This window comes from Marinobacterium marisflavi (assembly GCF_982447095.1).
Map to the genome: position 1 here is coordinate 2,039,177 of NZ_OZ457898.1, position 14,227 is coordinate 2,053,403.

11 protein-coding genes are annotated in these 14,227 nt (G+C 52.0%); 4 read left to right on the forward strand and 7 right to left on the reverse strand.

Annotation, left to right across the window (positions count from 1 at the left end; genetic code table 11):
* Positions 1–226 precede the first annotated feature (226 nt).
* The 4 genes from AC1WNR_RS10065 to sdhC are packed head-to-tail and all read right to left on the reverse strand — an operon-like array spanning position 227 to position 3,441.
* On the reverse strand, positions 227–931 hold the full coding sequence (locus tag AC1WNR_RS10065) for a succinate dehydrogenase iron-sulfur subunit (RefSeq protein ID WP_481644359.1): 705 nt from the start codon (positions 929–931) through the stop codon (positions 227–229).
* 12 nt (positions 932–943) lie between these two features.
* Positions 944–2,719 (reverse strand): succinate dehydrogenase flavoprotein subunit, encoded by a 1,776-nt coding sequence (gene sdhA / locus AC1WNR_RS10070; protein WP_481644360.1) that lies wholly within the window; start codon positions 2,717–2,719, stop codon positions 944–946.
* 3 nt (positions 2,720–2,722) lie between these two features.
* Positions 2,723–3,070 (reverse strand): succinate dehydrogenase, hydrophobic membrane anchor protein, encoded by a 348-nt coding sequence (gene sdhD, locus AC1WNR_RS10075; RefSeq protein WP_481644361.1) that lies wholly within the window; start codon positions 3,068–3,070, stop codon positions 2,723–2,725.
* On the reverse strand, positions 3,064–3,441 hold the full coding sequence (gene sdhC / locus AC1WNR_RS10080; protein WP_481644362.1) for a succinate dehydrogenase, cytochrome b556 subunit: 378 nt from the start codon (positions 3,439–3,441) through the stop codon (positions 3,064–3,066). Before sdhC ends, sdhD begins: the two co-directional genes overlap by 7 nt.
* A gap of 469 nt (positions 3,442–3,910) precedes the next feature.
* Here sdhC and gltA point away from each other — a divergent pair, with 469 nt between their 5' ends.
* The 3 genes from gltA (at position 3,911) to AC1WNR_RS10095 (ending at position 6,713) form a co-directional block, all read left to right on the forward strand.
* Positions 3,911–5,194 (forward strand): citrate synthase, encoded by a 1,284-nt coding sequence (gene gltA, locus AC1WNR_RS10085; RefSeq protein ID WP_481644363.1) that lies wholly within the window; start codon positions 3,911–3,913, stop codon positions 5,192–5,194.
* 117 nt (positions 5,195–5,311) lie between these two features.
* The gene (locus tag AC1WNR_RS10090; RefSeq protein ID WP_481644364.1) at positions 5,312–5,605 is read left to right on the forward strand and encodes an antibiotic biosynthesis monooxygenase family protein; all 294 of its coding nucleotides are present in this window, start codon (positions 5,312–5,314) and stop codon (positions 5,603–5,605) included.
* Between the two features lie 82 nt (positions 5,606–5,687).
* The gene (locus AC1WNR_RS10095; protein WP_481642805.1) at positions 5,688–6,713 is read left to right on the forward strand and encodes an IS110 family RNA-guided transposase; all 1,026 of its coding nucleotides are present in this window, start codon (positions 5,688–5,690) and stop codon (positions 6,711–6,713) included.
* Positions 6,714–7,068: 355 nt separating this feature from the next.
* On the opposite strand, the gene AC1WNR_RS10100 is transcribed toward AC1WNR_RS10095, so the two are convergent.
* The 3 genes from AC1WNR_RS10100 to panD form a co-directional block, all read right to left on the reverse strand.
* Positions 7,069–7,302: a hypothetical protein gene (locus AC1WNR_RS10100; RefSeq protein WP_481644365.1), complete on the reverse strand. Its 234-nt coding sequence runs from the start codon at positions 7,300–7,302 to the stop codon at positions 7,069–7,071.
* Between the two features lie 237 nt (positions 7,303–7,539).
* Positions 7,540–9,432 (reverse strand): propionyl-CoA synthetase, encoded by a 1,893-nt coding sequence (locus AC1WNR_RS10105; RefSeq protein ID WP_481644366.1) that lies wholly within the window; start codon positions 9,430–9,432, stop codon positions 7,540–7,542.
* Positions 9,433–9,685: 253 nt separating this feature from the next.
* Positions 9,686–10,120 carry an aspartate 1-decarboxylase gene (panD, locus tag AC1WNR_RS10110; RefSeq protein ID WP_481644367.1) on the reverse strand — a complete coding sequence of 145 codons (435 nt, stop codon included), beginning with the start codon at positions 10,118–10,120 and terminating at the stop codon, positions 9,686–9,688.
* A gap of 204 nt (positions 10,121–10,324) precedes the next feature.
* On the opposite strand from panD, the gene metH reads away from it, so the two are divergent.
* Positions 10,325–14,035, forward strand: a complete 3,711-nt coding sequence (metH, locus tag AC1WNR_RS10115; RefSeq protein WP_481644368.1) for a methionine synthase — start codon at positions 10,325–10,327, stop codon at positions 14,033–14,035.
* Positions 14,036–14,227 lie beyond the last annotated feature (192 nt).

Here is a 14,227-nt window from a genome sequence, read left to right on the forward strand (position 1 = left end):
GATAGCTACTCTGGAGTCTTGTTTTCAGGGATGAAAACACGAAGCGTACAAGGATGTATTTATAGCGTCTCCAGAGCAGCTATCACCGGGCGCCACTGCCGGAATCTGTTAACCAGGGTTAGACCCGGCTTTACGCTAATACAGCAAAGGCTGATTTGGGAGAAAACCCGGTCTGACCCCAATAAAAAACCCGCCGGATGGCGGGTTTCTTTGGAGGAGGTAGAGATCAGGTAGCCTGCTGAATCAGCATGTTACGGATCTTACCAATCGCCTTGGTCGGGTTCAGGCCCTTAGGACATACGTTCACACAGTTCATGATGCCGTGGCAACGGAACACTGAGAACGGATCATCTAGGTCTGCAAGACGCTCGCGAGTCGCTGTATCACGGCTGTCCGCCAAGAAGCGGTAAGCCTGCAGCAGACCTGATGGACCGATGAACTTGTCTGGGTTCCACCAGAACGACGGACAAGAGGTCGAACAACATGCACAGAGAATACACTCGTACAGGCCGTCCAGCTCAGCACGCTCTTCAGGCGACTGCAGACGCTCGATAGCAGGCGCTGGTGTGTCGTTGATCAAGAACGGCTTGATCTTCTCGTACTGCTTGTAGAACTGGGACATATCGACAACAAGGTCACGGATAACCGGTAGACCAGGCAGCGGACGTAGTACCAATTTGTCATCTTTCACCACAGCAGAGAGCGGAGTGATACATGCCAGGCCGTTGGTACCGTTCATGTTCAGACCATCTGAGCCACACACACCCTCACGGCATGAGCGACGGAAAGTCATTGATGAATCTTTCTCCTTCAGGAGGTGAAGAAGGTCCAGCACCATGATGTCTTTGCCACCCGGGATATCGATGTGGATATCCTGCATGTATGGCTTGTCATCACTCTCAGGATTGTAACGATATACACTAACTAACATCGTGACCGCTCCTTAGTATGTACGAACTTTTGGTGGGAAAGCTTCCATAGTCTTCGGCGCGAAGTTTACGGCACGCTTGCCCAGCGTTTTAGTTTGTGGGTAGAAGACAGAGTGACAGAGCCAGTTCTCATCATCACGCTCGGTAAAGTCGTTACGGGCGTGTGCGCCGCGTGACTCTTTACGCTCATATGCAGCGATCGCAGTTGCTTCAGCAACTTCCATGAGGTTTTCCAGCTCCAGCGCCTCAATACGTGCTGTATTGAAGTAGCTGCTCTTGTCTTCCAGGTGTACGTTGGCAACGCGCTCGCGGATTGACTTCAGCTTCTTAAGGCCCTCTTCCATCGCATCACCATCACGGAACACGCCGAAGTAGAGCTGCATAGTCTGCTGCAGGTCTTTACGAACATCGGCAACCTTCTCGCCGCCTGTTGTGCTATTGAGACGATCAACGCGCGCCAGCGCAGCAGCGATCTGCTCGTCAGTTGCATCATTAACTTCGTAGCCATCTCGCATCTGCTGCTCAATCTGCAGACCACAAGCGCGACCGAATACAACTAGGTCGAGCAGTGAGTTACCACCGAGGCGGTTAGCACCGTGTACAGATACACAAGCAACTTCACCACAAGCGAACAGACCGTTAACGATCTTATCTTCACCCGTCTCTGGATCTGGGTTGATAACCTGACCACCGATGTTGGTGGTCACACCACCCATCATGTAGTGACAGGTTGGAACAACTGGGATCGGTTCTTTAACTGGGTCAGCCGCTGCGAATGTCATAGACAGCTCACAGATACCTGGCAGACGCGAGTGCAGAACTTCTTCACCCAGGTGATCGAGCTTCAGGTATACATGATCGCCATCAGGACCACAGCCTCGACCCTCAAGAATCTCAAGAATCATCGAGCGAGCAACGACGTCACGACCTGCGAGGTCTTTAGCGTTTGGAGCGTAACGCTCCATGAAGCGCTCACCATCTTTGTTGACCAGGTAACCACCTTCACCGCGACAGCCCTCTGTTACCAGAGTACCTGCACCGGCAATACCGGTTGGATGGAACTGCCACATCTCCATATCCTGCGCCGCAACACCTGCACGCAGTGCCATACCCATACCGTCACCGGTATTGATCAATGCGTTAGTTGTTGATGCGTAGATACGGCCGGCGCCGCCTGTTGCTAGAACAGTAGCTTTTGCCTTGATGTATACGGTCTCGCCAGTCTCGATACAGATTGCGGTACAACCCACAACCGAGCCATCAGAGTTCTTGACCAGATCGAGTGCATACCACTCGTTCAAGAAGGTCGTTCCCGCCTTCATGTTCGCCTGGTACAGCGTGTGCAGCAGCGCGTGACCAGTACGGTCAGCTGCAGCACAGGTACGAGCAGCCTGACCGCCCTCACCGAAGTTCTTCGACTGACCACCAAATGGACGCTGGTAGATACGGCCGGTTTCAGTACGAGAGAAAGGCAAACCCATATGGTCAAGTTCGAATACTGCGCGTGGACCTACAGAACACATGTACTCGATAGCGTCCTGGTCACCAATGTAGTCTGACCCCTTGACGGTGTCATACATGTGCCAGCGCCAATCATCGTTCGGATCAGCACTTGCGATCGCACAGGTGATACCACCCTGAGCCGATACAGTGTGAGAACGAGTTGGGAAAACTTTAGTTACACAAGCAGTGTTTAGACCTGACTGTGCAAGTTGCAGTGCGGCACGCATACCTGCGCCACCACCGCCAACAACGATCGCATCAAAAGAGAGCGTACGTAGCTTAGACATCGATTAAACCCCCCAAAGAATCTGGATGCCCCACACGACGTAAATAAACGCCAGCAGGCCACACACGGACTGGAATACAAAACGGATGCCAGTCGGTTTGATGTAGTCGGTCGATACAGACCACATGCCGATCCAAGCGTGCGCAACCATAGAGAGCATAGCGAGCAGCGTGAAGATCTTCATAGCCGTGCCTTCAAACAGGCCTGACCACTGCGCATAGTCCAATTGAGGGTTAAGTAGCAGGTAGCCCAGCATAAAGACGGTGTAAGCCGCCAACACAACCGCTGTAACGCGCTGCATCATCCAGTCGTAGAGACCACTACGACCAAAACTTGTAATAGAAGTTACCATATCCATACTCCTGCCAGCAGAATGGCTACCACAGCGATCGCAAGTGTCGCTTTAGCGGCTGCTTTTCCAGATTCGATCTCTTCCCAGTAGCCAGCGTCCATCACGAGGTGCTTCAGACCTGCGAAGAAGTGGTACAGGAGCGCCGATGTCAGACCCCAAGCGATGAACTTCGCGATAAAAGAGTCAGTAAGCATGGCGGCTGCTTGGTCGAAACCTGCCTGAGACTCAAGCGAGAGGCTCAGTGCGTACATCATGAAGATTGCGCCAACGAACAGCACAACACCTGACACACGGTGCAGAATGGAGGTAATAGCCGGTAAAGGCTGTTTGATTGTACGTAGATCTAGGTTTACAGGTCGTTTTTTGTTCACGGCTCTAGTTCACACTCTACTGCCCTCTTGCGGGGCCTCGGTTACTAGGTAGTACCTAAAACGCGGCGCTTCGTTAATAAGCTCTAGAAGGAACCTTTGAAGCGTCCGTCAGGACCATTAAGAAATAGCCTGCCAGCATAAGCTTATGCCATATTGCAGTGCGCAATTTCACGGGGCCGCATTATATCAATTTGTTTCAGCGTGACAACGCAAATGGACCATCCATAGCCTATTGTTTAATGCGCAAATATTGGATTTCAGACCTTAGTCGATATTTATAAATCGTTCGGAATAACCTCATTACATATTGGTCTAGTTGCCGTGCTGCAGCGCAAAAAGTTGGATTGACAAAAAGTTTGCCCTCTCTATAGTGGAACAGCCTTTTTTGTCGCTGGTTTATCCACGAGCGACTTCACAGATGCAGCGGTAACCTCGCCTTGCATTTCCAGATAGTAAAGAGGAGCCACACATGGCTGAAAAAACAGCACGTCTAAGCGTCGATGGTATCGACAAGGATATCGAACTGCCGATTTACTCCGGCACCGAAGGTCCAGACGTTATCGACGTACGCCCACTGACGGGTGAAGGTCTGTTCACTTACGACCCAGGTTTCGTTTCAACCGCCTCTTGTGAATCTAAGATCACATATATCGATGGCGGCAAAGGCATCCTGCTCCACCGCGGATACCCCATTGAGCAACTGGCTGACCACGCTGACTACATGGATGTCTGCTTTCTTCTGTTGAATGGTGAACTGCCAAATGCAGAGGAGAAAGCAAAGTTCGTTCATACTGTGACTCACCATACTATGGTGCACGAGCAATTGAGCCAGTTTTTCCGCGGCTTCCGTCGTGATGCTCACCCCATGGCGATCATGTGTGGTGTTGTTGGTGCTCTCTCTGCCTTCTACCACGACTCACTCGATATCAACGACCCGCACCACCGCGAAGTCTGTGCATACCGTCTGATCGCGAAAATGCCTACACTAGCAGCGATGTGTTACAAGTACTCAATCGGCCAGCCGTTTATGTACCCACGCAACGACCTGGGTTATGCCGAGAACTTCTTGCGCATGATGTTTGGCACACCTTGTGATGACTACAAAGCGAGCCCAACCCTAGCCAGAGCGATGGATAAGATCTTTATCCTTCACGCTGACCACGAGCAGAACGCATCAACTTCAACTGTTCGCCTGGCAGGCTCTTCAGGTGCTAACCCATTCGCCTGTATCGCTGCCGGTATTGCTGCCCTGTGGGGTCCTGCACACGGCGGTGCAAACGAAGCTGTACTGCACATGCTGAGCGAAATTGGTGATGTTAAGAACATTCCTGAGTTCATCCAGAAAGCGAAAGATCCTAACGATCCGTTCCGACTGATGGGCTTCGGCCACCGTGTTTACCGTAACTTTGACCCACGCGCCAAAGTTATGAAGAAGACCTGTGACGAAGTACTGGCTGAACTGGGTATCGAGAACGATCCACAGTTGGCTATCGCCAAAGAGCTGGAGCGCATCGCACTGGAAGATCCGTACTTCGTAGAGCGCAAACTCTACCCGAATGTCGACTTCTACTCAGGCATCATCCTGAAAGCGATCGGTATTCCAACCTCGATGTTCACAGTAATCTTTGCACTGTCTCGAACCATCGGTTGGATCTCTCACTGGAGCGAATTCCACTCTGGTCCAAACAAGATCGGTCGCCCACGTCAGCTCTACACTGGCGAGAAGATGCGCAACCATCCGGACGCGAAGTAACCGACTTAGTGTTAAAAAAATCCCCGCCTCGGCGGGGATTTTTGTTTTATGCTCCGCTTGGTACCGCAATCGTCACCTCTTCGAGGCGGCTCCAACAAAAAGTCGTGAGGAGTAGCTATGTACATTGTGATATTTACCGCGAAAATTGCTGAAATCGATGCGAAATACTCCGATTTGGCAGCAAAGTTACGTGATCGGGCGATAAACGACTATGGCTGTACTGAATTTGTCAGCGCCACCCAAGGCAAACAGGAGATCGCGCTCTCTTACTGGCCCGATCTGGATAGCATCAAACGTTGGAAGGCGGATGAGCTTCATATTGAGGCGCAGCAACTGGGTAGATCAGCCTGGTACCAAGGCTACCGTGTGGAGATTTGTGAGATAACCCGAGGCTATGGCGAAGGGCTGTAGGAAATGTGATGGACCCACCCACTCTGTGCCAAGATTGGTTTTGAAAGATCAATCAAGTACGGCATCCAAGAAGGGGGTCCACATGAATAAGACTAGCATTATTGGTATCGATCTGGCGAAGAGTGTTTTTCAAGCTCACGGTATGACGAGCAGTGGTAAACAGACGTTTTCGCGTCAGCTCAAGCGCGCAGAGGTCGCTAAGTTTATAGCTAAACAACCCAAATGCATTATTGGTATTGAGGCGTGCGGTGGTGCTCACTATTGGGCCAAGTTGTTCGAGCAGTATGGCCATCATGTGAAGATCATCCCGCCTGGCTACGTAAAGGCGTACGTGCGGGTTAATAAAAATGATAAACGGGATGCCGCAGCGATTGCGGAGGCAGCGTCCCGAGAGCAGGCACCGGTAGTAGCCGTCAAAACAACTGAACAGCTTGACCTACAGGCTTTGCACCGAGTCCGCGAAGACTCGGTTAACAACCGAACCCGCACCGGCAACCGGATAAGAGGACTGCTTGCAGAACAGGGCATCGTAGTAAAGCGCGGACATGCTGCAACTCGCTACGAGGTCGCGTTGATACTTGAGGACGCTTCAAACGGGTTAAGTTATAGCTTAAGAGAGATCATTGCTGATCTGAGAGAGGAGTGGCTACGCTGTGATGATCGAGTTGATTACTACACCTCACGGATCGAAAAGATCGCTAGGTCTGATGCGCGCTGTAAACGGTTGATGACGATACCTGGTGTAGGCCCAGTCATATCGACCTTGCTGGTTGCGTATGCGGGGAATGGTCAATCATACCGGGGCAGTCGCGACCTAGCCGCCTCGTTAGGCTTGGTGCCCGCCCAGCACTCAAGCGGTGGTAAAGACGTGTTACTGGGGATCAGTAAACGAGGAAATCGACAGTTGCGCAAGCAACTGGTACACGGCGCGAGGGCTGCATACCGCTCACTAGAGAAATGCCCCGAAAGCAGCCGACTTGGCTTGTGGGCACAAGGCTTGAGGGCTTCAGGCAAGCACGTAAACAAGATCGTGGTAGCGATCGCAAACAAGCTAGCCCGTATCGCCTGGAGCTGCTTAGTAAACGAAAGAGATTACAAAGCGTTGTAACCAACGTAGTACGGAGCCTGCCCAAGGCAGGATAAATAGAGTTAAACCCAACCAAAGAGTTGCGCAGAACGTTAAGACACGACAGATAAGATCGACTTGCTGAAAATCTGAAGATCCCTGTGGCTCACCAAGAAGCCGGGTAGGAGATAAGAACAGCAAGAGCACATCTCATAATGGCCCGGGTGGATACGCCCAAACTGAGAGGCCGGATATAAGCGTGCAATCTACTTCTATCGAGTCAAAACGGTCTTGCAACAAACGGGTGGGTCCATATAAGGGATATCCGCAAAGCGGCTGTCGCAACTAATAAAAAGGAGGCCGAAGCCTCCTTTTCGAAACTCAGTAGCCGAGCTACTTAGTGCTGTCCGCGCATCAGCGGTGAGCTAAAGATCGTCTGCAGTGCACGGTGGTTGATCACCTGATCAACGATGGTTTTCCAAACCTTTACAACCAGGCTTGCACCCTCAGAGTAGTTCGCTTTGCGTTGCTGTGCTGTGTAAGCACGCGCCAGTTCAATTTTCTGCGCTTCAGTCAGAACGTTGCTATCAAGCAATTCCATCAGAGTTTCTTTATCAATGTAACGAGACATATTGGCGTCCCTCCTTTCCACTAAGGACAACTAAATTAAGATGGCGCTAATATATTCGACCTTAGTACTAGACCTCAAACGATCTATTTTCACTAGATCTGTGAAAAAAATTTCATCGACAACTGGAAATCAGACAAAGAAAAGGGCGCCGAAGCGCCCCAACAATCGCCGTTCTCGGCCATCCATGGCCTTCACGGCAGAAGTAAATCTATCTACAAAACAGCACAGAGTTCTAAGTTAAGAAGCGATCATGCCATTCTCACGCATAATGCCCTCGATCTCAGGCAGGCTGGCAGGATCATCGATAGTTGATGGCACGACGTAGTCCTGACCATCAGCAATCTGACGCAAAAGTTTACGCAGGATCTTACCTGAGCGTGTTTTTGGAAGACGCTTAACGACTGCGGTGCGCTTATAGCAAGCGATAGGACCAATCTCTTTACGGATGTTAGCCACCAGCTCAGCTGCCAAATCCTCATCAGCGATATCCACACCATCTTTCAGAATGACCAGACCAACAGGCTCCTGGCCTTTGAGCTGCTCAGCGATACCGATAACAGCACACTCTGCTACCGCGGGGTGCGCTGCAACGATCTCCTCCATCTCACCGGTAGAGAGGCGGTGGCCAGCAACGTTGATCACATCATCCGTACGACCCATGATGAAGACATAACCATCTTCGTCTTTGTATCCACCATCACCTGAAGTATAGAAGCCCTCGACATCGCTTAGGTAACCCGACTTGAAGCGATCGAAGTCGCCCCAAACTGTTGGTAGGCAGCTTGGTGGCAGCGGTAATTTGATTGCGATAGAACCCTGCTGTCCCGCTGGTAGCTCATTCCCCGCCTCATCAACGATCTGTACGTTGAAACCCGGGCTTGGCAACGCTGCAGAACCTGGCTTAGGTGGCATCGGCTCAATGCCCATCAGGTTGCCACAGATCGCCCAGCCGGTCTCAGTCTGCCACCAGTGATCGATAACAGGCTTGCCGGTTTTCTCTACCGTCCAATCATAAGTTGGTGGATCAAGACGCTCGCCCGCCATAAAGATAGTATTGAGGTTGGACAGGTCGTATTTGCCGACTTCCAACGCGTCCGGATCCTCTTTCTTGATCGCACGGAAAGCCGTAGGCGCCGCAAAAAGGATCTTCGTCTTGTACTCTTCACAAACACGCCAGAATGCGCCTGCGTCAGGTGTGCGGACTGGCTTACCTTCGTAAACAATCGTGCTACAACCTGCCAACAGAGGTCCGTATACGATGTAAGAGTGACCAACGACCCAACCCACATCCGAAGCAGCCCAGTAAACGTCGCCCGCCTCCACGTTGTAGATCGCCTTCATTGAGTATTTAAGTGCGGTCGCGTGGCCACCATTATCACGAACAACACCCTTAGGTTTACCGGTGGTACCCGAGGTATAAAGAATGTAGAGCGGGTCGGTACCTTTAACAGCAACAGGCGCCACAGCTTCAGCTGAAGCCATCTCAGTAGCCCAATCACAGTCGCCGGCATTATTTAGCTCTGCTGTGACCTGCTCACGTTGGAATACGATTACAGAATCAGGTTTATGCGTTGATAGCTTAATACCTTCATCCACCATCGGCTTGTACGGCAGCACCTTAGCAATCTCGATACCACAAGATGCGGTTACGATAGCCTTGGGCTCAGCATCGTCGATGCGAACTGCCAGCTCGTTTGGCGCAAAACCGCCGAAAACAACCGAGTGGATCGCACCGAGGCGAGCCGTTGCTAGCATTGCAACTATAGCTTCAGGAATCATGGGCATGTAGATAACAACACGATCACCCTTCTCTACGCCCTTCGAGCGCAGCACACCGGCGAAGCGAGCAACTTGGTCCTGCAGTTCTGCGTAAGTGACAGTCCGCTTGGTACCGGTTACTGGAGAGTCATACAGCAGTGCAGCCTGTTCACCACGCCCTTGCTCTACATGGTAATCGACCGCCATATAACAGGTGTTCATCTCACCATCAGCAAACCAGCGATCGATGCCGTTCTCGTCTTTGGAGAGAATGGTCTGTGGCTGTTTAAACCACGGCAGATCTGCTGCTTTCTCAGCCCAAAACTTCTCTGGCTGCTCAATCGATGCTTGGTATTCGCTCTGGTATGACATGGATGTCGATCCTTTTCGATCTTGTTTAAGTGCGCAATTTTCTTGAATTAAGTAATCAAACAGGGAGATTGTTGACACTTTTATTCAGTAACTGGCGCTCACCTTATCTAAAGTGGAGCTCCAAACCGATACGACTTAAGGCGAAAAGAGTTAAATATCCATTATTTTCAGATGGTTAGAATACACTATCCAAAGGTATGAGACAGTTTCCTAAATAGAGAAATTGTCGACAATCTCTAGATACAGCGGCTTTTTACATCGCTGCGCTCTGCGTTGGGATCGCACGTTTGAAGTCTGTCATCTTATTGCGCGCACGTAGTTCAGCATCGCTAATGCCCTCACCGCTATCGTTCTTCGCATTCTCGAAGTAGCAGAGTCTAGGCTGGTGGCTCTTTGCCTCCTCCTCGTCGAGTTGCACATAAGAGCCAATAATCAGCAGGTCACCCTTGTTAGCTCGGTGTGCGGCCGCGCCGTTTACCGAGATCACACCGCTGCCCCGCTCTGCACTGATGGCGTAGGTGGTGAAGCGCTCGCCGTTGTTGATATTGTAGATGTGGATCATCTCGTATTCGTGAATGCCGGAGGCATCAAGGAGGTCTTGGTCGATTGCGCAGGAGCCCTCGTAATGCAGTTCCGCATGGGTTGCAGTTACACGGTGTAGTTTGGCTTTGAGAAAGGTCTGATACATTGCTGCCCCGTTGAGCCTGAATCCAGGCACCCGTTAAGTTGAGCGCATTCTACCGAGTCGAAACTGATTACGCACTTGCACAAAAGTAAGGCGTAAGATGAGTTGGATTCACAGATAGTTGAATAGCCCTCAGCCCACAAAGAATCGCTTTCGTTTAATATATGCGCCTCGAAATTCAATGATCTAGCTTCCACGAGGTTCTGCGTGCGCAACTACAGCGAAACTTTTGACCGCCTTAAACAGCTTCTGAACGAGAGCATTTTGATGCTCGATGGTGCCATGGGCACGATGATCCAGGCTTATAAACTGGAAGAGGCTGACTACCGTGGTGAGCGTTTCGCAGACTGGCAGTGTGATGTGAAGGGCAACAACGACCTACTGGTACTGACACAGCCACAGATCATTGAGGCGATTCATCTCGAGTACCTCAAAGCCGGTGCCGACATTGTAGAGACCAACTCGTTTAACGCCACGTCGATTGCGATGGCCGACTACGAGATGGAAACGCTGACGCATGAGATCAACCTTGAAGCTGCACGGGTTGCACGCCGCGCCTGTGACCAGATGACCGCTGAGACGCCAGACCGTCCACGTTTCGTAGCGGGTGTCCTCGGTCCAACAAACCGTACAGCAACCATATCTCCGGATGTGAACGATCCGGGCTTTCGCAATATCACCTTCGATCAGCTAGTAGACTCCTACATGGAAGCTATCGATGGTCTCGTAACAGGTGGCGCCGACCTCCTGATGATCGAAACAATCTTCGACACGTTGAACGCCAAGGCGGCTATCTTCGCCGTCGAGAAGTATTTTGACGAAAACGACCTACGTCTTCCACTCATGATCTCCGGTACCATTACCGATGCGTCTGGACGTACACTATCGGGCCAGACTACTGAGGCGTTTTGGAACTCCGTACGGCACGCACAACCTCTGACGATCGGTCTTAACTGTGCCCTCGGCCCGAAAGAGCTGCGCCAATATGTTGAAGAGTTATCTCGCATCTCACAGACCTACGTCTCAGTGCACCCCAACGCCGGTCTGCCAAACGCCTTTGGCGAGTACGATGAGACCGCACAAGAGATGCGCGACGAAATCGCCGAGTGGGTTGAGTCCGGTTTTGTAAACGTTGTTGGCGGTTGCTGTGGTACTACACCCGAGCACATCCGTGTTATCCGCGAAGGTATTATCCAACACCCGCCACGCCAGTTGCCTGAGATTGCTGTTGAAGCGCGTCTTGCTGGCCTTGAGCCTTGCAACATCGGCGCCGACACCCTGTTTGTGAACGTGGGTGAGCGTACCAACGTCACCGGTTCAGCGCGTTTCCGCCGCCTGATCAAAGAGGGCGACTACGAAACTGCACTTGAAGTTGCCCGCCAGCAGGTAGAGTCCGGTGCGCAGATCATCGACATCAACATGGATGAAGGGATGCTGGATGCCGAAGCGGCGATGATCCGCTTCCTCAACCTGATCGCTTCCGAGCCTGATATCTCTCGCGTGCCAATCATGCTGGACTCATCCAAGTGGGAGATCCTTGAAGAGGGTCTCAAACGCATCCAGGGCAAGGGCATCGTCAATTCGATCAGCCTTAAAGAGGGTGAAGAGAAGTTTATTGAGCAGGCGCGCCTGTTGCGCCGCTACGGTGCCGCCGTGGTTGTTATGGCGTTTGACGAGACAGGTCAGGCTGACACCTACGAGCGCAAGATTGAGATCTGTGAGCGCTCATACCGAGTGCTAGTCGACAAGGTTGGTTTCCCACCCGAGGATATCATCTTCGACCCGAATATCTTCGCGATCGCCACCGGTATCGAGGAACACGACAACTACGCTGTCGACTTTATCCGCGCGACCGGCTGGATCAAGAAAAATCTGCCTCACGCTAAGGTCTCTGGCGGCGTCTCTAACGTCTCCTTCTCTTTCCGCGGCAACGACAAAGTGCGTGAAGCGATTCACTGTGTGTTCCTCTACCACGCTATCCGTGAAGGGATGGATATGGGTATCGTCAACGCCGGTCAGCTGGCGATCTATGACGATCTGCCAGAGGAGCTACGCGAGCACGTTGAAGATATCGTACTCAACCGTCGCCCAGACGGTACAGAGCGTATGCTGGAGCTCGCCGAAAAGTACCGCGGTGACGGCAGTGCAGAGACAGCCAAACAGGATGCCGCTTGGCGTGAACTGCCTGTGAACGAGCGTCTGTCACATGCACTGGTTAAGGGTATTGCTGATTACATCGACGAAGACGTTGAAGAGTGCCGCCACCAGTTCGATCGCCCTCTGCAAGTGATTGAAGGCCCATTGATGGCCGGTATGGGTATCGTGGGTGACCTCTTTGGCGAAGGCAAGATGTTCCTGCCACAAGTGGTTAAGTCGGCCCGCGTTATGAAGAAAGCGGTTGCCTACCTCATGCCGTTTATCGAAGCCGAGAAAGAAGGTAACGAGAGCAGCTCAGCCGGCAAAGTGATCATGGCAACAGTCAAAGGCGACGTACACGATATTGGCAAAAACATTGTGGGCGTGGTCTTGCAGTGTAACAACTTCGAGATTATCGACCTGGGCGTGATGGTGCCGGCAGAGACCATTCTGCGCACCGCGCGTGAAGAGAACGCAGACATCATCGGTCTCTCTGGATTGATTACACCATCACTTGACGAGATGGTACACGTCGCCAAGGAGATGCAGCGTCAGGGCTTTGAGATTCCGTTAATGATTGGTGGTGCTACCACTTCGAAAGCACACACCGCGGTTAAGATTGAACCTGCCTACCAGAACAATCTTGTCGTGCATGTCACCAACGCCTCGCGTTCGGTGGGTGTTGCCTCTGCCCTGCTCTCCAAGGAGAAGCACACCGCCTTTGTCGAAGAGACACGCACCGAGTACGAAGCGGTCCGCGAGCGTCACAAAGCCCGCCAAAACGAGCAACGCCGCGTTGCTATTGAGGCGGCACGCGCTAACGCTGAACCGATCAACTGGGACGGATACTCAGCACCTAAACCAAAACAGCTCGGCGTTCAGGTATTTGAGGATATCTCTTTAGAGAGCCTGATCGACTACATCGACTGGACGCCATTTTTCCAGTCTTGGGAGCTGGCTGGTCGCTTCCCGCGCATTTTAGAAGATGACGTTGTGGGTGAGCAGGCAACCAAACTCTACGCTGACGCCAAAGCGATGCTTGAGGATATTGTCGATAACAAAAAACTGCAGGCGCGCGCCGTAATCGGTTTAGTACCCGCAAATGCAGTTGGTGATGATATCGAGCTCTATACAGATGAATCGCGTACCGAAGTTCTGACAACGGTGCACCATCTGCGCCAGCAGACGCAGAAGATCGAAGGCAAGTACAACCACTGTTTGAGTGATTACATCGCACCGAAAGAGAGCGGTATCGCCGACTACTGCGGGGCCTTCGCGGTAACAGCAGGTATCGGGGTAGATGAGATGGTTGCCGAGTTCGAAAAAGATCACGACGACTACAACTCCATCATGGTCAAAGCGCTGGCCGATCGTCTGGCTGAAGCGCTCGCAGAGAAGATGCACGCCGATGTACGTCGCGAGCACTGGGGCTATGGCGCCAACGAGGGCCTAGATAACGAAGCTCTGATCCGCGAAGAGTACCAAGGCATCCGCCCTGCTCCGGGCTACCCGGCCTGTCCAGATCACACCGAGAAAGGCTTGCTGTGGGACCTTCTCGATGTCGAAAACAACATCGGCATGACGCTCACCGAAAGCTACGCCATGCTGCCGACAGCAGCTGTATCAGGCTGGTACTTCAGCCATCCTGATGCCAAGTACTTTGGTGTGGCGAAGATCAGTGAAGATCAGGTTGAGGACTACGCCAAGCGTAAGGGCATGTCGATGTCAGACACAGAACGCTGGCTCGCTCCAAACCTAGGCTACGAACCGGAATCGCTCTAAATCCTTCAATGGATATGGGGAGCACCGGGACTACCTCTTCAAGACACGCTGCGAGCCATCCTTGGGCGCTCGGTATTTTACATCCTTGTAAAATAACGGTCTTGAAGAGGTAGTCCCGGCACTCTACCGTGCACTTGATCAAGTGCCACATCATGCAACTAGTTCGGTAGCAGCAAATCACAGGAAAAGCGG

Bases quoted from the DNA above. Each gene is read 5' to 3' on its own strand.
- panD (WP_481644367.1), bottom strand. From the start codon at position 10,120: ATGTATCAGACCTTTCTCAAAGCCAAACTACACCGTGTAACTGCAACC.
- AC1WNR_RS10100 (WP_481644365.1), bottom strand. From the start codon at position 7,302: ATGTCTCGTTACATTGATAAAGAAACTCTGATGGAATTGCTTGATAGC.
- AC1WNR_RS10095 (WP_481642805.1), top strand. From the start codon at position 5,688: ATGAATAAGACTAGCATTATTGGTATCGATCTGGCGAAGAGTGTTTTT.
- AC1WNR_RS10105 (WP_481644366.1), bottom strand. From the start codon at position 9,432: ATGTCATACCAGAGCGAATACCAAGCATCGATTGAGCAGCCAGAGAAG.
- gltA (WP_481644363.1), top strand. From the start codon at position 3,911: ATGGCTGAAAAAACAGCACGTCTAAGCGTCGATGGTATCGACAAGGAT.
- AC1WNR_RS10090 (WP_481644364.1), top strand. From the start codon at position 5,312: ATGTACATTGTGATATTTACCGCGAAAATTGCTGAAATCGATGCGAAA.
- AC1WNR_RS10065 (WP_481644359.1), bottom strand. From the start codon at position 931: ATGTTAGTTAGTGTATATCGTTACAATCCTGAGAGTGATGACAAGCCA.
- sdhD (WP_481644361.1), bottom strand. From the start codon at position 3,070: ATGGTAACTTCTATTACAAGTTTTGGTCGTAGTGGTCTCTACGACTGG.
- sdhA (WP_481644360.1), bottom strand. From the start codon at position 2,719: ATGTCTAAGCTACGTACGCTCTCTTTTGATGCGATCGTTGTTGGCGGT.